Source organism: uncultured Algibacter sp., from assembly GCF_947495925.1.
Classification (GTDB): domain Bacteria; phylum Bacteroidota; class Bacteroidia; order Flavobacteriales; family Flavobacteriaceae; genus Algibacter_E.
Genome location: NZ_CANMAU010000007.1, coordinates 75,385 through 95,984 on the forward strand (window position 1 = coordinate 75,385; position 20,600 = coordinate 95,984).

Genomic DNA, 20,600 nt, shown 5'->3' on the forward strand with positions numbered 1-20,600 from the left:
TTTTAAAATGAAATACATCTTCTGTATATTATTTTTAATCTGCACGTTTAATTCTTTTAGTCAAACTTCTAAATTAGATAGTTTGAAAAAAATATTTAGAGAAGCCGCCAATGATTCTGCCAAGGTGGTTGCCCTAAAAAATATTTCATGGGAATATTTAAACAATAGATCGAATGACAGTATTGCGGAATTATATATTGATAGTTTATACCATTTTGCAATAACAAAAGGTTTAAAGGGACGCGAAATTTTGGCCAAATATCAGTACGGTGTTTTAGAAAGACAAAGAGGGAATTATGATAAAGCGCTTGCTTATTTTGAAGAATATATCGCCCATGCTAGAAGTAGGAATGAAAAAAAGGAAGTTGCAAATGGTCTTTACCAGATGGCGATAATTCTTGATGATGTTGGTAAACTGGAGCAAAGCCTTGAGATTTACTACGAAATTGTAAAGGTTTATGACGATATTGGAGATGATTTTGGTAAAGCGACAACGCTTAATGCTATAGGTGAGACCTTAAAAAAGACTGGTAAAGTTGAAGAAGCTTTGAAGTTTTATAATGAGGCTCTATACATTTTTGAACGATTAGGTGACAAAACTGAAATGGCTAACTGCAATTATAATATTGGGGATACTTATTTGAAGTTTAAAGACTATGATGAAGCCTTAAGGTTTTTTAATAGGGCTTTAGAATATGATACCGTTTTGCGCAGTAAATGGGGGATGGCCTACGATTATGAATCTCTTGGGAAAGTGTCTAGTTTTCAAGGAAACTTTAGCAAGGCCTTAACCTATCATTATCAGGCCTTAACGATAAGAGAAAAACTCAATCAGAAGAGTGAATTATCTATGAGTTATTTTGAGATTGGAAAAAATCATTTAAAGCTTGAAGAATATAATAAGGCTGAAAGTTTTTTGCTAAAATCTTTAGTGATTTCTAAAGAAATGGATGATAAAGAAAAAATGAAGGATGTATATAATTTGCTTTCTCAATTATATACAGATAAAAAAGAATATGAAAAGGCTTTAAATTATAGTAATAGACTAATTGCTGTAAAAGATAGTTTGTACAATAAAACAAAGTCTCTGCAAATTCAAGAATTGCAGGAGAGATTTAATTCTGAAAAAAGAGAAAATGAAATTTTAGCTCTTGAAAATGAAGCTCAACTAAAAGAGTTGAAAATCAAAGAAGAAACTACTTTTAGAAACATAATGCTTGCTATTGCGATAGCCACTATAATTGTTTCTTTTTTATTATTCCATAGGTACAAAACGATTCAAAAAATTAAAGTAGCAGATAAAGAAAAAAGCTTACAGATTAGAGAAGAACAAAGAAAAACAGAGCTTGAAAAACAACGTGTTGCCGAACTCGAGAAAATAGATAAGCTTAAAGATGAATTCTTAGCCAACACCTCTCATGAATTGCGAACGCCTTTAAATGGAATTATTGGTCTTTCTGAATCTCTTAAGGATGGGGCTGCTGGAAAGCTTTCGCAGAAAGCAAACGAGAATTTAGATATGATCGTGCATAGCGGAAGGCGTCTGTCTAATTTGGTTAACGATATTTTAGATTTTTCCAAGTTAAAGAATAAAGATCTAAACCTTTCCATTCAGCCTATAGATGTTAAAGGTCTTGTTGATTTAGTTTTAAAAGTATCAGGTGCTTTAGCAAAAGGTAAGAAACTTACGCTATTGAATTCTATACCAAAGAATGTACCTTTAGTGAATGCCGATGAAAATAGGCTTCAGCAGATCTTATATAATCTAATTGGTAACGCCATTAAATTCACCCAAAAAGGAACTGTAGAGATTCGAGCCAAGGAGGTTGATTCGATGTTGTCTGTATCTGTAATAGACACTGGTATTGGTATTGCTAAGAGTAAATTTGATACTATTTTTAAATCTTTTGAACAGATAGATGGCTCTTCTGGTAGAGTATATGGTGGTACAGGTTTGGGCTTGTCTGTAACTAAACAATTAGTGGAACTTCATGGAGGTACAATTAATGTGACCTCTGAGGTTGACATTGGGTCAATTTTTAGCTTCACCTTGCCTGTAAGTAAAATAAATCGGGGTGATATTAATTTGGAAGCAGCTAATGATAATGTTCAAAAGGCACAGAAAGTAACTGGTGATTTAAATGAAGAAGAAGCTTTGACGATTACCCATAGCATATCGGATGTGAAAATTTTAATTGTAGACGATGAACCTATAAACAGACGCGTACTAGAAAATCACTTAACTGTGGCGGGTTATAGTATTGAAGAAGTGAGTAATGGCCCTGAGGCGTTAGAGCGTATTCAACAGAAGCGTTTTGAATTGGTTTTACTTGATATTATGATGCCTAATATGTCGGGGTATGACGTTTGTGAAATTCTTAGAAAAACATATACAGCAAGCGATTTGCCTATTGTGTTGCTTACGGCAAAAAATAGGGTAAGTGATTTGGTCGCAGGATTCAATGTTGGTGCTAATGATTATTTGACCAAACCTTTTTCTAAAAATGAACTACTTAGTAGAATTAAAACACATTTAAATCTCCACGGAATTCATAAAGCTACAAGTAAGTTTGTGCCTTCTGAATTTTTAAAATCTGTTGGTAGAGAAGCTGTTACCGACGTTGTTTTAGGAGACTACAAACAAAAACAGGTTACGGTGTTATTTACAGATATAAGAGATTATACGACGCTTTCAGAGTCTATGACACCAGAGCAAAATTTTAAATTTGTTAATGCCTATGTAGGTCGAATGGGGCCTTTAATTCAGAAGAATGATGGCTTTGTAAATCAATATTTAGGAGACGGTATTATGGCATTATTTCCAGAAAATGCAGGTCATGCATTGCAATCCTGTATAGAAATGCAAAGAGCAATTTCAAAGTATAATATAAAACGAGAAAAGGAAAATTATATACCCATATCGGTTGGAATGGGTATGCATACTGGAGATTTAGTTTTGGGTATTATTGGAGATGCTCATAGAAATGATACAGCCATAATCGCAGATACTGTTAATACGGCTTCTCGAATGGAAGGGGTTACCAAATATTATGGCGCAAACATTATTGTAAGTGAAGATAGTATGAAAACAATCTCAAGTAAGGATAGTTATAGTTTTCGATATTTAGGAAAAGTTATGGCTAAAGGGAAAAACCAGGCCATTGGGATTTACGAATGTTTTGATGGTGATGAAGCTGATGTGATTGACCTAAAAATTAAGACACTGAAAGACTTTGAAAAAGGCTTGCAATTATTTTTTAATAAAGAATTTCCGAGGGCTTCTGCTGCTTTTGATAAAGTTTTAACAAAGAACCCTATAGATGATGTCGCTAAATATTTTATAAAGAAGTCAGCTGAATATACTATTTCTGGTGTACCTGAAGACTGGGGGACTATTAATAGAATGAAAGAGAAGTAGGAGTGAAGTATTTTTTTTGATTCAAGAATAATGGTGGATTCTGAATATACAAATATCTTTTCAAAAGGTAATAGCTATATATTTAAATGGTTACAAGTATAATAACCTTGGGCTTTATTCTATTACTTCTTTTCGAGAGGTTGTCATTTTCTATAGTTTAACTGTTTTTTTAGCTTCTCATTTTGAACCAGCTTGTTTCTGTTTGGTTTAGCTTCATCAGAAGACATAGCCAAATAACGATCAAATCTTAAATTTACTTGTTTTTGAATTTTTTGCACCAGCGTGTTCAATGTGGCTTCGTCTTGATTAAACAATTTCGAAAACCGCTTCTCAGATTTTAGGTAATCTTGAATTTTAATTGATGGCACTTGAGAATCTAATTGAAGAGGATTGCACCCTTGTGAGGTTCGTCTTGGGTCATTTCTATATAAAATCCACTGTCCCGAATTAACAGCTTCTGTGTGATATTTACTGGGGTGTTTCATATCTATACCGTGGCCGTCACTTTGGCTATACGCAATAATAATAGAAGGACCATCAAAGCTTTCAGCGGCGTTAAAAGCTTTTAATGTTTGTTCTTGATTGGCGCCAATAGCTACCGATGCAACATAAACGTTGTCGTAGGTCATGGCTAAGCGTCCAAGGTCTTTTTTCTGTTTTTGTTTTCCATTAAAAGCAAATTTAGCTTGGGCGCCAAATGGTGTTGCTTTTGAAGCTTGCCCTCCAGTATTGTCATAAACTTCATTGTCTAAAACCAAAATGTTAACGTTTTCACCAGAAGCTAATACATGATCGATACCACTATAACCTATATCGTATGCCCAACCATCGCCACCAACAATCCAAACACTTTTTTTAACTAAACTGTCTACACAGTTTAGCAATTCTTTGGCTTCTGATAACTCAGAATGGACTAATTGAGTTTTTAAAAGTTCTATACGAGCAGCTTGTTCGTTTATTTTAACTTCAGTATTTTGTTTTGAGTTTAATATTTTGTTAATCAAGTCTGCATTAAAGTTGGTAGATAGCTTTTCTAAAAGCATCGTAGCTACTTTTGCTTGTTGGTCTAAAGACTTTCTAAACCCTAAACCAAATTCAGCATTATCCTCAAATAAGGAGTTGGACCAAGCAGGACCTTGTCCTTTTTTGTTTTTAGCCCAAGGTGTTGTGGGTAAAGCACCTCCGAAAATTGAACTGGCTCCGGTTGCATTTGCTATTAATAATCTGTCTCCGAATAATTGAGACATCAATTTTAGATAAGGCGCTTCTCCACAACCTTCAACACCACTTGAATATTTAAATAAAGGTTCTTGTAATTGTTGTTGACTTACTTTTGAAACATCAATTTTTGTTCTGTCAAATTCTGGAATAGTTTTAAAGTGGTTCCAGTTTTTATTTTCATCATTTACATCATTTTTGTTAACCAAGGTTAAAGCTTTTACAGAACAAGCATCAACACAATTATTACATCCATTACATTGTTCTGGGTTAATCTGAATCGTGTAATTCATTAAATCAAAATCTTCAGAAATGATGTGTTTAAAAGTTTTTGGAACGTCGTTTAGATAAGCATCGTCATACACTTTAATTCTAAGTGCAGCTTGAGGGCAAGCCATACTACAAGCGCCACATTGTGTGCATAAATCTGTATTCCAATTTGGTAAATAAGTGCTATTTTGAATTGGGTTATATTGCGATGTGTTTGTTGGGTATGTACCATCAACTGGTAACATGCTAACAGAGGCTTTGTTGCCTTTGTTTGCTAGTAATTTACCTAAAAGGCTTTCGTTAAACGTCTTGTCAAATGTTACTGATTCTTTTGTTGCTATGCTTTCAGTAGAAGTATTTACTTGATATATAAATTCATTTAAATTATAGGTTGTTTCATTATAAAATAGATTCTTTTTGATAGCTAAAAAGCAAGCGTGAAATTCAGAGATTTTATTGTCTTTTAAAATCTGATTTGCTTTTAGTTCTTCAATATTTACAACAAATACGTTGATTTGTTTTTCATTGATTAGCTTCTGATTCTTAACCGATAGCGACTGCCAAAATGCTTTGGACGTTTGCGAAGTGTTGATTAAAAGTGTTCCCTTAAATTTTAATTTGTGTAATGCGTTGTCGTTTAAAGTGAAGTTTACATTTTGACAGCCAATAAAATCAGTTTCTTCTATTAAATATGGGGCTTTAATTGGTGTGTTTCCAACTCTTAAATGAGCCGTATTATATGAGTTTGATTTTTTATAATCACATTGTGTGTAGCCTTGAACGAAGGTGTTTTCTTTGTTACCTATAAGTTTTAAAGTATTTGAAAAACTATCACTTTCATTTTTTTCTTGATAGAAAATAGCTTCATACAAGTTATTTTTCATTTTGATGGCTTCTGAAAAATCTAGGCTTAAATTTTTAACATCATCATGAATGCCAATGGTGAAGTTGTTTTTAGGATTGTCTAGCTTTAGGTTTTTGTATATGGCGTTTACCATAGATGGTGTAAACTCTTTGGAAGATAAGCCATAGCGCCCACCAACTATTTTTGGAAGATTTTTTATTTTTTTATTTTGAAAAGCCTCTGAAATAGACTGAACAACATCTAAATATAAGGGCTCGCCTGTGGCTCCTGGTTCTTTGGTTCGGTCTAAAACGGCTATAGATTTTACTGTATTTGGTAAAGTTGCAACAAGGTGTTTTGTACTAAAAGGTCTAAATAATCTTACTTTAATCAGTCCGTGTTTTTCGCCTTGGTTATTTAATGTGTTTATGGTGGTTTCAATAGTTTCTGTTGACGAAGCCATTGAAATGATAAGATGTTCTGCTTTAGGGTGACCCGCATAATCAAAGAGATTGTAGACTCTACCAGTTAGGCTAGCGAATAGATTCATTTTATTTTGCACAATATCAGGGCACTGATCGTAAAATGTATTTACGGCTTCTCTACTTTGAAAAAACACATCAGGTCCTTGAGATGTACCTCGCAATACAGGATTTTTTGGGTTTAAAGCACGGGCTTTATGCTTTTTAATATCGTTTTGATTGATTAATGAATGAATAATACCATCGTTAATAGTTTCTATTTTGTTTGTTTCGTGAGAGGTTCTAAAGCCATCAAAAAAGTGAATAAAGGGAATAGAAGATTCTAAAGAGGCGGCTTGTGAAATGAGTGCAAAATCATGTGCTTCTTGTACGGAGGCACTTCCCAGCATAGCATAACCAGACTGGCGTACAGCCATAATATCACTATGGTCTCCAAATACGGAAAGAGCATGAGTTGCAATACTTCTTGTGGCTACATGAATAACATTTGGGGTAAGCTCTCCGGCAATTTTGTACATATTAGGTAGCATTAATAATAAGCCTTGCGAAGCTGTAAATGTTGATGATAATGATCCTGTTTGAAGGGCTCCATGCATAGCCCCTGCTACACCAGACTCACTTTGCATTTGAAAAACAGTTGGTGTATATCCAAAGCTATTAGGTATGTTTTTTGCTTGCCATTGCTCAACAAGCTCACTCATGTCTGATGCCGGTGTAATGGGATAAATAGGAAAAACTTCATTTGTTTTATAAGCGATATTTGCTACAGCTTGATTGGCCGTTAAGACGCTATATTTTTGTTTTGAAGTTTTCATAATGCACTGGTGTTGAGGTTAGAATGAAATAAAAAAGACTACTCCATCTAGAGCAGTCTTTTTTTTATGAAGTTTTACTCTTTTACTATTTCAATTGAAACAGGAGTAGGGTTTGAAATCATATCAAATACAGGAGAGAATTTTGCTAAGTTTTCAAGTTGTTCAGCTGAGGCATCAGATTTTACTCTAAGCTTGAAGTTGATACCTTCAAAGCCTGGTCTTACTTCAGGGTCTAATCCTAAGAAACCATGTAGGTCACATCCACCTTCTAAAGTTGAAGAGGCACCTTCAATGTCAATACCGTTTGCAGCAGCATGATAGGTCATGGCGGCAGTTAAACAAGATCCTAAAGCATGCAATACGACCTCTGGCGGGGTAGGTGCTTTATCATTTCCTAATAACACATTTGGATGGTCGCATTCCATGGTAAAGGTTTCTTGACGAGACTCGTCTTCAGCGCCCACACCGTAAAAATCTTTAATGCTAGATACGCAATGTCCACCAGTTATCCAGTTGTTTTTTGATCTGAATTGGAATTTTGCTAATTCAGGATTTTGTTGAACTGCTCCAATAGTTTCTACTAATTGGTCTACGTTTACTCCGTTTTTTACATTTGCTGTTGTAATCATTTTTTCTAAAATTTAAATAGTTAAACATTATTGTTTGGTTGGTTTAAAGCTAACGCTGTGCCAAACTATTTAAACAATTGATTATAAGTAAGTTACAATTGTTGTGTAATACGATAAGTGTTACGTAAAATCATTTATTAACGAAATATCGTTAATAAATTTACGAAATATCGTGAGTTTTAAATAGGACGTTCTATTTTCAAAGCTTTAATCTTTGAAGCTAATGTAGTAGCAGGTAGTTGTAATAATTTAGCCGCCCCATTATTGCCGGAAATTTTCCACTTGGTTAACTTTAAAGCTTTTAGGATGTTTTCTTTTTCCAGAGCTATAATTTCTTTAGAGGTTAGAATATTTTCTTGCGGAAGTTTTGCAACTACGGTATCAGCCATGGATGCATTTGGAATTAGAGCTTGCCAATTTGTAGTTCCGTTTTTCGAAACAATTACGGCACGTTCAATCAGATTTTGTAACTCCCTTACATTTCCTGGCCAATTATAGGCGGTAAGTAATGATTTGTCTGTATCGGCTAGGGTTACAACAGGTTTGTTTAGTTTTTTTGAAAACTGATCAATCATTTCTTGGGCAATCAAAAAAAGATCACGGCCTCTATCACGAAGCGCAGGAACCGCAATAGGAAATACGTTTAATCTATAGTATAAATCTTCTCTAAACTTGCCAGTTTTTGAAAATTCAAATAAATCTCGGTGGGTGGCCGCAATAATCCTGACATCAACCTTAATGGTTTCAGAACTCCCTACAGGATCAAATTCACCTTCCTGAATAATTCGTAACAGTTTTGGTTGCAGTTCCAATGGCATCTCGCCAATCTCATCTAAAAAAATAGTGCCTTTATCGGCTAAAAGAAATCGCCCTTTTCTGCTCGTTGTGGCGCCAGTAAAAGCCCCTTTTTCATGACCAAACAACTCACTCTCTATAAGGTTTGTTGGTATGGCACCGCAATTTATACGTATTAAGGGTTTATCGTTTCGGTTACTTTCTTTATGAATGGCTCTGGCCACAAGCTCTTTTCCCGTGCCGGTTTCACCATGTATTAAAACCGTTGCATCAGTTTTGGCAACTTGATGTATTAAGTTTAAAGTATCTTGCATACTTTGGTCCTCGGCAATAATCCCATAGCTACTAGTCAGTTCTTTTATTTCTTCCTCTAAATATTCCGTCTGCTTAGTAAGTAAGTTGATTTGATTTTCGGCAATAATACGTTTATCAATATTTCTTAAAATAAGCGTGTAAAAGGTTTCGGTTCCTGAGCCATAAGTACTAATTGTACCTTCGTTTAGTGACTCTCCATTATTAGAGCCTATAATTTTCACAACATGAGGGAGGTATTTGTTTATGGTTTCGCTATCATTTTCATCGTCAACTAAACCTTCTATTAAGGTTGCACTAATCTCATCAAAAAAGAAAAGCACATTACGTTGTAGGGCGTCATCATTTTCTAATAAGCCATTAGCTGCGGTATTGGTCAGTAAGATTTTAAACTTATTATCAAACATAATAATGGCATCCATGGCTCCATTAATTAATCCACTCATTTTAGAATTCGCCAGCTCTATGGCTTTTTTTGAACTCGCTAAATGTTCCTGAATTGTGTCTAGCTCTCTATGTCGTTTTATCATAACGGATAAAATTCCCTGAGCAAATCCACTATCATGCGTCATTAAATCTAAAAAATGCTGACGCTCAATTTTCAATACCGCTGTCTTTTCAATTGCCGTAATAGATGCAGATCGAGTTTCATTATCGATCAAAGCATATTCGCCAAAGCAATCGCCATGACTTAAGGTGTCATATACATGGCTGTTATCATGTACTTTAACTTTTCCACTTACAATGGCGTACATAGAATTGCCAATATCACCTTTTTTGAAAATGAGTTCATTTTTAATATAAGTCTCTTCCTCTGTATTATCGATAAGATTCCTAAGTGAAGATTTTGAGACTTCCGAGAAAAACGGGATTTCAGAAAGAAAATCAATATAGTTGTCAGATGATGAATCGGTCATAAAGTAAGTATCATTAGCTAAAGATATTAATTATTTGAGAAGTTCTTATAGGTAGATCTATTGAAATACCAGATTTACGGAATAAAAATAATCCTAAAAACTTGTAACATTTTCATTGTATAATCGTCATATAGGTAAATCAATCAAACAATCATCAAAATCATGAAACAAGATAATCAACTTTTAGTCATTACCCATTTAAGTCAACTCATTACATTAGTTATAGGCTTTGGGAGTTTGCTGTTGCCGCTAGTATTGTGGTTAACGCAGAAAGATAAGATATATCAAATGGACATCCACGGTAAAAATATTGTTAATTTTCAACTTAGTTTAATCGTGTATTTTATAATTTGTATACCCTTAATTCTATTATTTGGTCTTGGTCTTTTAGGATTTGCAATATTAGGCATTTTAGCCATAATATTTCCTGTTATTAATGCTATAAGAGCCAGTAGAGGCGAGACCCCATCGTATCCTTTATCTTTTAATTTTATTAGTTAGAATATTTAAAACAAAAGATAAGCTTAAACACTCACTTTTTTAGTGGGTGTTTTAATTTGGGCGTTACCCTGTCGGGTCAGGCTTTATGCTACAAGTCCTCGTTCGTACCTCACTGTGGGCTTTCCACTTCAATCCTTAACGTTGTATTTGCTAGGTTAAGTTTTAAAAGAGAAAGGTGTTATACTTTTGCTAAGTATTCGAAAATAGAACAGTATTTACAGCCAACCTTACTTAGAACTAGTTTTTTATGAATTTATATGAATTACCAGCTATTTTTAAGAAGTAAATACCACTTTTTAAATGTTCAAAAGAGATATAATTATTATTTATAACCCCTGTAGAGACTAGCTGTCCTAAATTATTGTAAATTTTGTAGTTCTTATTAATTAGGTTGTCTGTCGAATTTATATACGCTATATCTTTTACTGGATTCGGGTGTATGGATTTATTTGAGTAAGCATGTTCTTTGTTTGAAAGTACATTACCAAAATACGTGTCTAGATATGTTAATCTATTTGTTAACCAATTTTGAATGTATAGTAAATCGACACTACTAAATGCGTAATTTGAATAGACTATAGATTCTCTTTCATAAATTCTATTTTCTTGCAAAAAATTATAATTTTCAGAAATTAAGTCCGATAAATAGTCGTTACTAAAATTATTGTTTCTATAATCAAACCATTTTTTCGCAATAGTGGCTAATATGGCATTAGGGTCTATGTTCGTTACTCTGGTAAAGAATCCGTTACTCAAAATGTCGTTGGTTATATTTTGATGTTCACCATTCCAGATAGTCCCAAAGCATCCATCTAAATCCCATGGCACATAAAAGTATGGTTCGTCGGTTTTATATTTTGCAAGGTAAATATTTTTTCCTGTATTGTCGGTTGCTCTAATTAAGTTGAGAAATAAAAAATAGTCTATATAATTACCCTGATCAAACCTATCCCAAATACTATTTGTAAAATTGGTTTCAGAGGAATTTATAACAAAATCAGTAAACTGGTATAGGTTTTCCCAATTGGTTATATCGTCTTCTTTAGGATATTTGAATTCATAACCACTCCATATTCTACTTTCATTATCATAATCAGGTAAACTTGAGAAAGTGGAAGCTCCCCACGAAACACCTTTATAAAGCTCCCCTCTAATTTCGTCCTTATAACTCTTAAGTTTTAATTGTTTCTTGTCGACTTGTTCCAAAAGATTATATATGCCATTATAATAACCATTTAAAAACATTTCTACGTACATAACGTTTGCACCAGATTTAGCGTCAGGTTCATCTTCTAGGTAGTATGGGGCATGTATGTCTAGCCATAATTTGTTGGCAATGTAGCTTCGTAATCTTAAGGGTTCGTTATAAAGCGCATCTAATATCCAATCATCATCAGAACGGAGTTCTCCAAATTGTACATTATCTGTATCATCTCCTGTCTCATCATCCCAAAACTCAAGATCATACGTCTTCTTTGGATAAGATTGAGAGCTAGCTCCTCTTAGTTCTATTCCAATATTTGAAATCAACACTTGTTCTGAGTCAGAATAGATGAAATCTGCCAAAACCTTAGGCTCATCAACAATAGTTGTACTAGAATTTATTGAAACAAGGGGCAGTTGAGTAAAATATAATGTATACTAGGTTAAGGTATTTGGGTCAGTAATCAAATAAGAACGTGAATAATCAATACTATTAGGGATGCTGTTAAAATTATAGCCGTGTCCGTTTAAGGTAATAGTTATTTCACTATACACATTAATATTTTCGTAAGTATCAATATTTTCAATTTGGGAAACGATTAATGATTTACTTTCGTCTATTCCAAAATTATTCTCTGGCACATTAATGGTTAATAATTGTGCAGTAGAAACCTCTGTAAGAATTAAACATATTAGCAACAGGTTTATTTTCATTTTTTGGTAATTTAAGGGTATGGAAATAATATAATCCGAATACAATTTCGGTAGAAAAATCTTATATAATAAATTTAAACGAATTTAGCTTGTTTTTCTGATACAGTCAAGTTTAAAGTAAACTGTGCATCTGTTAAATTTTAATTAGGATGCCGATGTAACCGTTAATTATATAAGTTGCTTGTATATGTTTTCAAAAAGAAAGGAAATTTAGTTCTGGCAGGTTTCGCTTAACGTTTTGTATACAGGCAGTAGTGCATTAATACGTGTTTTATTTGCTACTTTATTTAAAAGGCAAAAACGGTTTGGATAAGTACCCAAACCGCTATTACTTTTAGATAGTGAGTTTTACTTAGTTCACGTGTGTGAATATTTTATTTACAATTTTCCAATGGCTCCCCATTTTAGTTAGTGATAAATAATCGTAATAATTATAACCTAACATAGGAACGTGTAATTTTACCATTGCAATTTTTCCAATAATATCAATTCCTATGGTTTTCATTTTGAAATGCTCATTTAAATCTTTGGGGCTTTTTCTATTTTTAACACTCTTGAGGTACTCATTAATATGTTTTGAATAATCAATGCCTTCAATATCTCCATAGATATTAGTGTTTTCATGAAAACAAGTTTCAAGTTTGTTAATGTCTCCATAAAAAATTCCTTCAAAATAGTTAGTTACTAAACTTTCTATTTCTTTCATATTCTCTTTATACATCATTTGTTTTTTAAATAGCGTGACCTATTGTATGACCACCTGCTATGTTTATTGTTTCTCCTGTTACAAAATTTGAGGAAGCTAAGTAATAAGCCCCCTCTGCAATTTCATTTGGTTCACCAATTCTGTTTAACAAGTGTAACCCAGCTAAACTGTCTGCATTTTCAATTCCTATTTTTTCTTGCAATGGACTTCTGATTATTCCTGGGGCAATTGTATTGACTCTAATATTTTGTTTTCCAAATTCTGCTGCTAATTGTCTCGTTAAAGAATGAATAGCACCTTTGCTTGTTAGCGGCGCTGTTGCAGGAAACCCGTCTATAGCGTGCTCTACTAAAACAGTTCCTATATTTATTATAGAACCCTTTTGCCGTTTTATCATGTGAGGTATAACGGCTTGAGAAGTAAAATAAGTTCCTTTTAGGTTTACATTCCAATAAAAATCTAAATCTTTTTCTTTAACATCTAAAAAAGGTTTTGGAGAGAATACCCCCGCGTTATTAATTAAGACATCTATAGAATTAAACTTTTCCAATGCCAAGGAAACAAGTTTTTGACCCGTTTCTCGCTTGCTAATATCTCCAGCTAAGTATGCTGCGTTAGGAGGTGAACCTAATTCCTTATAAGCCTTTTTTAAGTTTTCTTCATTAGAGGAGTTCATCACAATATTACTCTCTCTCGCTATAAAATACTTTGCAATTTCTTTGCCAATTCCTGTTGATGCGCCAGTTATGATTACGGTTTTGTTTTTCATTTCCTTTGGTTTTTAGTTCCTAAAAATTGTTTTCCTTCCACGCCCCAATTTTCAATAGGGACTTCATCAATAACGACATGAGTGGTTTTTGGGTTCTTGTTAAGGACTTCAACGACTAGTTGTGTAACACCTTCTATTAATAGTTTTTTTTGTGCTTTCGTTACTTGTTCGTCAGTAACTCTAATGTTAATGTATGGCATAATTTTTTATTGAATTAATTATGAAACAAAGTTGCTGATAACTCAATATTTTAGGAAGGAGGTTTGTCACTTCTTTGAAGTGATGTAGATCACATTAAGTGGTATTGAAAAATGAAGTTACTGATTAAGCCTACTCAGTGTTTCTCTTGAAACACCTAAATAAGCTGCAATCATTTTTTTAGGGACGCGTTGGAAGAGTTTCGGATATTGCTCGAGAAGCAAGTCGTATTTTTCTTTAGTTGAATTTTTCAATAATGATAAAATCCTATTTTGAAGTGCAATACGACCTATTTTACTTTTTTTTGCCCAAAAGCGTTCCATTTTGTGCATTTGTGAGGTAAGTTTATCTCTGTTTTCAAATGAGATGTATAGTAATTCACTATCTTCTATACAATCGATAAAAGTTTTTGACTTGGTTTGTTTAACAAAAGACTCGTAATCTGTAATCCACCAGTTTTCCATGCCAAATTGAAGGATATGTTCTTTTCCTGTATGGTCAATAAAGTAACTTTTTAAACAACCTTTTACTATCCAATATTCTTTATTAACGATGTCTCCTTCTTGAACAATATATTGATGTTTTCGTTTTTTGATGTGTTCAAAATGACTCAAAACAAAATTAAATTCCTCATCTGTAAGGCTAATGATTTCCTCTATATGTTGGCGTAATGGATGCGTCATCTTGGATGTAAAACATTTTAAGACTAAAACAACAAGTTCAGTCGCATTAAAGCCCTTAGTCGAACGAATTTAATTCATTTTTATGTTAATATCAAGCATAAAAAAAGCAGTAACCTAAAAACGGTTACTGCTTTTATATTATCAGATTCCTTTGTTTAAAGTCATGTGAGTCTAGCTGTTTAGCATCACAGGCATAACAAGCATGGTTACTTGTTCGCCTTCATCTAAGCCATCAATGGGTGTTAAAATACCAGCTCTATTTGGCATACTCATTTCAAGCTGTACATCATCAGAACTTAAATTGTTTAGCATTTCGGTTAAAAAACGCGAGTTAAAACCAATTTGCATGTCGTCACCTTGGTAATCACAAGTTAAACGCTCCTCTGCCTTGTTGCTGTAATCTACATCTTCAGCAGATATATTAAGTTCGGCACCAGCAATTTTTAAGCGTATTTGATGCGTGGTTTTGTTAGAGAATATACTAACTCGACGCACAGAATTTAAAAACTGATTTCTGCTAATCACTAATTTATTAGGATTTTCCTTTGGTATTACAGCCTCGTAATTGGGGTATTTACCATCAATTAATCGACAAATTAATACAGAATTTTCAAAAGTAAATTTTGCGTTACTCTCGTTATATTCAATTGTTACGTCATCCTCACTAGCAGCCAAAATCCCCTTTAAAAGATTCAAAGGTTTTTTGGGCATGATAAACTCAGCCACTTGATTAGCTTTAACATCCTCCCGTGTGTATTTTACTAATTTATGAGCATCAGTAGCTACAAAGGTTAGTCCTTCTGTCGAGAACTGAAAAAAGACACCGCTCATTACAGGTCGTAAATCATCATTACCAGCTGCAAAAATAGTTTTACTTATGGCGGTTGCTAGAATGTCTCCTGTCACTATGGTCTTACTTGGGTCTTCCAGTGCTACAGCTTTTGGGAACTCATTTCCATCAGCATAGGCTAAAGCATATTTACCATGATTTGAACTAATTTCAACAGTATTATTATCTTCTATAACAAAGGTTAAAGGTTGTTCTGGAAATGTTTTTAAAGTATCTAATAGTAATCGTGCAGGAATGGCAACACTACCTTCGCTATCACTTTCAACATCTAAAGTAGAAGCCATTGTAGTTTCTAAATCACTTGCCGAAACAGTAAGTTTAGTGTGGTCTAATTCAAATAAGAAGTTATCTAAAATAGGAAGGGTATTCGAACTATTAATTACACCACCTAAAACCTGTAATTGTTTTAATAAATACGTACTTGATACTATAAATTTCATGCGTTGGAATATGTTTTTTAAAAAGTTAACTGTTCATTAAGGATGAAATGTTTCAGCCTATTAACTTCGTTAAAGTAGCCTTTCTGTTACTTACAAATATATTCTAAAGAGTCCGTTTTCGGAAACAAACTTATTAACATTTAAGCCGTGTATTTTTTCTTTCTCAGGTAGTTAAATATAAAACCAAAAATACTTAGTAATACTAGTGGCAATAGTATGTTAGTGAGTTGCCACTTGGTTTTATTGACAGCTATTTTTCGCTGATTTAAGAAGGCAACCGCAATTTCTTTTGATCGAATGTTTATAAGTCCATTATCATCTAATAAGTAATTAACAGCATTAAGCAAAAATTCCTTGTTTCCGTAAGTTTGCCCCGTCCATTTATCAAAACCTAATTCTTGAGGAGCGTTTCTCAGCACATCATTTTTAATTAAATCACCATCTGCGATAATAATCATTTTAGTAGGATTGCTTATATCCTTTGCCTTTTCTAAATAAAATGGCTTGACGCGGTTGCTGTAAACGGAATTAAACTCACCTTCAAGGAGTACAGCAAGAGTTTGATTGCCTTTATTAAACAGTTTAGGATCTTCCTCCTTAGTAACAGCATCTAAGCTTACTTCTCGGGGTGTACCTTCTAATTTGGTTAAAGGTGCGGACTCTAATAAAACTGTTTTTTTAATATTGTTTTTAAGTGTATCAATTTGATTGGCGAAATCAAACTTCACAAGGTTTAAATTATTAACTATAGGATGATTGCTACTTGATCCAGCTAAGGGCGAATAGGTCCATCGTAAATGCTGAAATTGAGATTGACTGCCTTCTCCCATGGCTAAAGTAATGGGGGCAGAGTATAAGGTGCTAACCATAACCGGGTTAACACGTACACCATATTTAAAAAAGAAATCGGTAAGGTTTAGATCTCTAGGAATGGCAACGTTAAGTCCTCTGTCGTTGTATAAGCTATCTTTTTCTATGGCCACAGCATCAATAAGCCATAAGCTTTTACCGCCATTCATGGTGTATTGATCTAAAACTAGTTTTTCTGATTCGCTAAAGGATTCGGTAGGTTTAGCAGAAATAATTAAATCAAATTTAGAAATGGCCTCTAGAGTCTGTTTTGGGCTGCTAGAAACGCTATCTAGCGTAAACGGAGCGATAAAATAGTAATCTCCTAACTGTTTAACAAAATCAGCAATATATTTATCTTCCAGTTGGGCATTACCTTTTAAAATGGCAATCTTTCTTCGTTTAGGTTTTATGAGTTTGCTAAAACCATCAGCGAAAGCGTATTCCAAATGCTGTACAGAGTTACTAACCAATTCTTGCTGTGAAGCTCCTATCTTATTTTTAACCAGCGGTATAATTACCGTTTGGTCATTATAACTTGCTAAAGCCCAAGGGAAAATCATAGCTTTTGAAGATTTACCACTTTCAGTAACACTTAATTGCATGGGTTTTAATCCGCGCTGTGTAAGCTGTTGGATGTTACGTTCGCGTGTGGCGTCCTCTTCAATAGGGTTAATAAAATTGAATACAATGTTTTTATTTTCGGCGGCGAACTCTTCTAAGAGCTGCCTTGTTTCATTTTGTAAACGTCTAAACTCCGAAGGGAAATGTTCGCCTTCCAAAAAAACATCCACCAAAATGGGCGATTCTAACTCTTTTATAATGTCGACAGCAGATTCACTTAGTGTATAACGTTTATCTGCAGTTAAATCAAAGCGTTGATAGAAGTTACTGCTCACAAAGTTTATGGCAATAAGTCCAACTATCAATAATAGAATATGTTTTATACGATTATTCAAAAGTTTTTTCTAATTGATAAGTTCTTAAAGCGATTACGGTATTGTTTTTAAATTCCAATTCAATACACTCTTGCATATTATTTAATGCCCCAGGTTTAAAGCCTAAATTATAATTCCATTTGTCTGGCGAATTCGCTTTAAGGCTATCATCCCAACCAAACCATTCGGCTTCGCCTAAAAGGGGTTTAACCTCTTCTTTTTGCTTCCCTATAAACACGCTATCATTAACAATAGAATTCAACATTTCAAAACGTAATTCGGGATTCTCTATCCAGGCTTCACTTTTAAAGTATTTTTCATGATGATAGCTGCTAAATATATTTATCATGGGGTATACCACATAAAAATAGGCAATTGGGGTGAGTGCTAAACTAACCAATAGGGTTAACCATTTGCGCTTATCAATGGTTTTAACAAATAACCAAACTAGTATAAAAACAATACTAATTAAAACGATAAAGGTTGGTGTTAAAATCATTTGTTTGCGGTAGTCAAATTTAATTTAGTAAGCATTAAAAAGAAAACGGTTACCGATAAAAAGTAGATCACATCTCGAGTATCTAAAACACCACGACCCATACTTTTAAAGTGCGCACTCATGCCTAATTGTTCTATAAAATTACTTGAAGTAAAGTCTGCAACACCCTCAAAACCAATATAAAAGAGGAAGCATATAAAAACAGCAATGATAAAAGCAACAATCTGATTATCAGATAAGGTAGAAGCAAATACACCAATAGCCGTATAGGCCGCTATTAAAAAAAGCAGTCCAAAATAGGAGCCGGTTGTACTTGCCATATCTAAATTACCCACAGGATTTCCTAATTGATAAACGGTGTATACATAAAGTAAGGTAGGTATAAGGGCAATTAGTATTAATATAAAAGCCCCAAAGTATTTACCTAAAACAATTTTAAAATGTGAAATAGGTTTGGTTAATAGTAATTCTAAAGTGCCTTGTTTTTTCTCATCAGAAAAACTGCGCATGGTTACTGCAGGAATTAAAAAAATAAGAATCCATGGCGCTAATAAAAAGAAGGGCGATAAATCGGCAAAGCCGTAATCTAAAATATTGAATTCGCCCTTAAAAAGCCATAAGAATAGCCCATTTAAAACTAAAAAAATCCCAATAACTAAATAGCCTATTGGAGATGCAAAAAACGAATTTATTTCTTTTCTTAAAATGGCAAGCATTTAGTTGTTCTTTCTGTTTGGGCTAAGGTAAAATTTTTATCCTTATTATTTTTATAAAGATGCATGGATGGTATTAAAATTTTCAACTTTAATTTGGCCTTTGGTTGCAATCATGTTCTGCCACACCCAATTATAATGGTCAATAACTTGTTTTGCGCTTAAATTTGGTCGTTCACCAGTGGTATGTCCATCTTTTACAACCGTAATATTAAAATCTTTGCCTAAAGCAGACTGTATGGTTGCTTCCACACAAAAATCGGTGGCGCAGCCTGTAATGTATAATTCGTCAATCTCCAAAGCGTTCAATGTAAGCAGTAGCTCAGAATTATAAAATACATCATTTGCGTACTTATCTATAAAAACATCATCAGCTTTAGTATGCAAATCATCAAGTATTTCCCAGGGTTCTGTTTTCGGTAAAAATTCATGGTCTCTAGTTCCGTCGTGCTGAATAAAAATAACAGGATGTTTTAGAGCTCTAAATGTGTTTGCTAAGGAGTTGATTCCTTCTACTATAGCTGCGGTATTAAAACGTGGCGTTTTAGCTGTAAACGACCCTTTTTGCATATCAATAACAAGAAGCGCTTTTTTAGTCATTAGCCATTATTTTAAAGATTCTAAAGTATCTACACTCCACGCTTCAGGAGGTCTGTTAAAAAGCGGTTTGGTTTTAGCCCAAACGCTTTTAAACAAATCAGAATGCCTGTATGCTTCTAAATGTTCTTCAGAATGCCAATAGCTATAGGTAAAAAATAGAGTAGGGTTGGTTTTATCGCGGTATAGTTCTAAAAACTGGCAGCCCTCAAAAGCTCTAATTTTATGTTTATTGGCATCAAAATGGGCTAAAAAAGTGTCAATATGTTCTTCATGAAAACCCATTTTCACGATTCTAACAAACATTTCGGGAGAAGTGGTTTTATTCAAAGTCAGATACTTTATGTACATTACTAGGCACTTCAATACCCTGAGGCATCACAGGTTTAGGAATAAATTTAATGCTCACTGCATCCATAACTCCAAGCCCCAAAAGGGTAGAGGCACTACCCACGGTAGCACTATTGCTTTTATAAACGGCAATTTCTAAAAAATTTCCGGAGTTAAAAACGACCAGCTTTCTACCCTCGTCGTTTCGTTTACTTTCAGGTATATCGAAGTTTACAATATCACTATATTTTTCATGTATTTTCTTGAACGTATAGTTACGTGCCGATATCTCAAAAGGACGCCCTTTTTGAATGGTTTCAAAAAAGCTCTGTTTAATGTTGGTCACTACATTACCATAGTTATCAATATAAATTACGCTACCAATAATTTGGGTTTTATCCTCATTAACATAAGGCGCAATATTCTTGATAGGTTTAATTTCTGTAATATTCTTTCCAATAACTTCTAGAGTGCCTCCGCGCGCAATATGGCAAGCTACTTTTACAAATACATCCAAAACCGGGAAACTGGTTTGAATTTTATCATGTATATTAATTTCAACAATTTTCTCTGGTGCAATTTCAGAGCAAATCATACTCATTATCCCATTATTGGCGCAAATAAAATAATGATCGTCTAGCTTTATAGCAATATGTTTATTCTCAGGATTTATCTCTGCATCAATGCCAATAATATGTATAGTCCCTTTAGGAAAACTATTATAGGCATTCTGGATAATGTAAGCGGCTTCAGGAATATTAAATGGTGATACAGAATGAGAGATATCAACAATTTTAACATCTGGAAGTTCACTGTAAATAGCGCCTTTTGTAGCACCAGCAAAGTGGTCTTTCTCCCCAAAATCTGTTGTTAAAGTTATGATTGCCATGGGCAAAATTGTTGATATGTT

18 protein-coding genes are annotated in these 20,600 nt (G+C 33.7%); 2 read left to right on the forward strand and 16 right to left on the reverse strand.

From position 1 onward, the window contains the following. Positions 1 to 82 precede the first annotated feature (82 nt). The gene (locus Q0857_RS14955) at positions 83 to 3,418 is read left to right on the forward strand and encodes a tetratricopeptide repeat protein (protein ID WP_298536971.1); all 3,336 of its coding nucleotides are present in this window, start codon (positions 83 to 85) and stop codon (positions 3,416 to 3,418) included. 143 nt (positions 3,419 to 3,561) lie between these two features. On the opposite strand, the gene Q0857_RS14960 is transcribed toward Q0857_RS14955, so the two are convergent. From Q0857_RS14960 to Q0857_RS14970, 3 genes are all read right to left on the reverse strand, one after another. Further along, positions 3,562 to 7,047 (reverse strand): 4Fe-4S binding protein, encoded by a 3,486-nt coding sequence (locus Q0857_RS14960; protein WP_298536974.1) that lies wholly within the window; start codon positions 7,045 to 7,047, stop codon positions 3,562 to 3,564. A gap of 74 nt (positions 7,048 to 7,121) precedes the next feature. Beyond that, complete coding sequence (locus Q0857_RS14965; RefSeq protein ID WP_298536977.1) at positions 7,122 to 7,676, reverse strand: OsmC family protein; 555 nt, start codon at positions 7,674 to 7,676, stop codon at positions 7,122 to 7,124. Positions 7,677 to 7,855: 179 nt separating this feature from the next. Next, the gene (locus tag Q0857_RS14970; RefSeq protein ID WP_298536980.1) at positions 7,856 to 9,700 is read right to left on the reverse strand and encodes a sigma 54-interacting transcriptional regulator; all 1,845 of its coding nucleotides are present in this window, start codon (positions 9,698 to 9,700) and stop codon (positions 7,856 to 7,858) included. A 162-nt stretch (positions 9,701 to 9,862) separates the two neighbouring features. On the opposite strand from Q0857_RS14970, the gene Q0857_RS14975 reads away from it, so the two are divergent. Next, complete coding sequence (locus tag Q0857_RS14975) at positions 9,863 to 10,201, forward strand: DUF4870 domain-containing protein (protein ID WP_298536983.1); 339 nt, start codon at positions 9,863 to 9,865, stop codon at positions 10,199 to 10,201. A 237-nt stretch (positions 10,202 to 10,438) separates the two neighbouring features. Here Q0857_RS14975 and Q0857_RS14980 read toward each other — a convergent pair whose 3' ends face one another. The 13 genes from Q0857_RS14980 to Q0857_RS15040 all read right to left on the reverse strand — a co-directional run bounded on the left by Q0857_RS14980 (position 10,439) and on the right by Q0857_RS15040 (position 20,579). Continuing rightward, positions 10,439 to 11,767 (reverse strand): CotH kinase family protein, encoded by a 1,329-nt coding sequence (locus Q0857_RS14980; protein ID WP_298536986.1) that lies wholly within the window; start codon positions 11,765 to 11,767, stop codon positions 10,439 to 10,441. 75 nt (positions 11,768 to 11,842) lie between these two features. Beyond that, positions 11,843 to 12,118, reverse strand: coding sequence for a hypothetical protein (locus Q0857_RS14985; RefSeq protein ID WP_298536989.1), 276 nt, complete (start codon positions 12,116 to 12,118; stop codon positions 11,843 to 11,845). 352 nt (positions 12,119 to 12,470) lie between these two features. Next, positions 12,471 to 12,842 carry a nuclear transport factor 2 family protein gene (locus tag Q0857_RS14990; protein WP_298536992.1) on the reverse strand — a complete coding sequence of 124 codons (372 nt, stop codon included), beginning with the start codon at positions 12,840 to 12,842 and terminating at the stop codon, positions 12,471 to 12,473. 7 nt (positions 12,843 to 12,849) lie between these two features. After that, positions 12,850 to 13,593, reverse strand: coding sequence for an SDR family NAD(P)-dependent oxidoreductase (locus Q0857_RS14995; protein ID WP_298536995.1), 744 nt, complete (start codon positions 13,591 to 13,593; stop codon positions 12,850 to 12,852). Continuing rightward, positions 13,590 to 13,793, reverse strand: a complete 204-nt coding sequence (locus Q0857_RS15000) for a 4-oxalocrotonate tautomerase family protein (protein ID WP_298536998.1) — start codon at positions 13,791 to 13,793, stop codon at positions 13,590 to 13,592. Before Q0857_RS15000 ends, Q0857_RS14995 begins: the two co-directional genes overlap by 4 nt. Before the next feature lie 117 nt (positions 13,794 to 13,910). Further along, positions 13,911 to 14,474, reverse strand: coding sequence for a Crp/Fnr family transcriptional regulator (locus tag Q0857_RS15005; RefSeq protein WP_298537002.1), 564 nt, complete (start codon positions 14,472 to 14,474; stop codon positions 13,911 to 13,913). A 171-nt stretch (positions 14,475 to 14,645) separates the two neighbouring features. Then, the gene (dnaN, locus tag Q0857_RS15010) at positions 14,646 to 15,764 is read right to left on the reverse strand and encodes a DNA polymerase III subunit beta (RefSeq protein WP_298537005.1); all 1,119 of its coding nucleotides are present in this window, start codon (positions 15,762 to 15,764) and stop codon (positions 14,646 to 14,648) included. A gap of 140 nt (positions 15,765 to 15,904) precedes the next feature. Then, entirely contained in the window at positions 15,905 to 17,572 is a 1,668-nt protein-coding gene (gldG, locus tag Q0857_RS15015; protein WP_298537008.1) for a gliding motility-associated ABC transporter substrate-binding protein GldG, read from the reverse strand. Next, a complete protein-coding gene (locus Q0857_RS15020; RefSeq protein ID WP_298537011.1) occupies positions 17,565 to 18,050 on the reverse strand; it encodes a hypothetical protein in 486 nt (161 codons plus the stop codon). Before Q0857_RS15020 ends, gldG begins: the two co-directional genes overlap by 8 nt. Then, positions 18,047 to 18,766 (reverse strand): gliding motility-associated ABC transporter permease subunit GldF, encoded by a 720-nt coding sequence (gldF, locus tag Q0857_RS15025; protein ID WP_298537014.1) that lies wholly within the window; start codon positions 18,764 to 18,766, stop codon positions 18,047 to 18,049. Before gldF ends, Q0857_RS15020 begins: the two co-directional genes overlap by 4 nt. 51 nt (positions 18,767 to 18,817) lie before the next feature. Further along, positions 18,818 to 19,363, reverse strand: coding sequence for an isochorismatase family protein (locus Q0857_RS15030; RefSeq protein ID WP_298537017.1), 546 nt, complete (start codon positions 19,361 to 19,363; stop codon positions 18,818 to 18,820). A 6-nt stretch (positions 19,364 to 19,369) separates the two neighbouring features. Further along, positions 19,370 to 19,666, reverse strand: a complete 297-nt coding sequence (locus Q0857_RS15035; protein WP_298537616.1) for an antibiotic biosynthesis monooxygenase — start codon at positions 19,664 to 19,666, stop codon at positions 19,370 to 19,372. Positions 19,667 to 19,682: 16 nt separating this feature from the next. Then, entirely contained in the window at positions 19,683 to 20,579 is an 897-nt protein-coding gene (locus Q0857_RS15040) for an SAM-dependent chlorinase/fluorinase (protein ID WP_298537019.1), read from the reverse strand. Between the last annotated feature and the right edge of the window lie 21 nt (positions 20,580 to 20,600).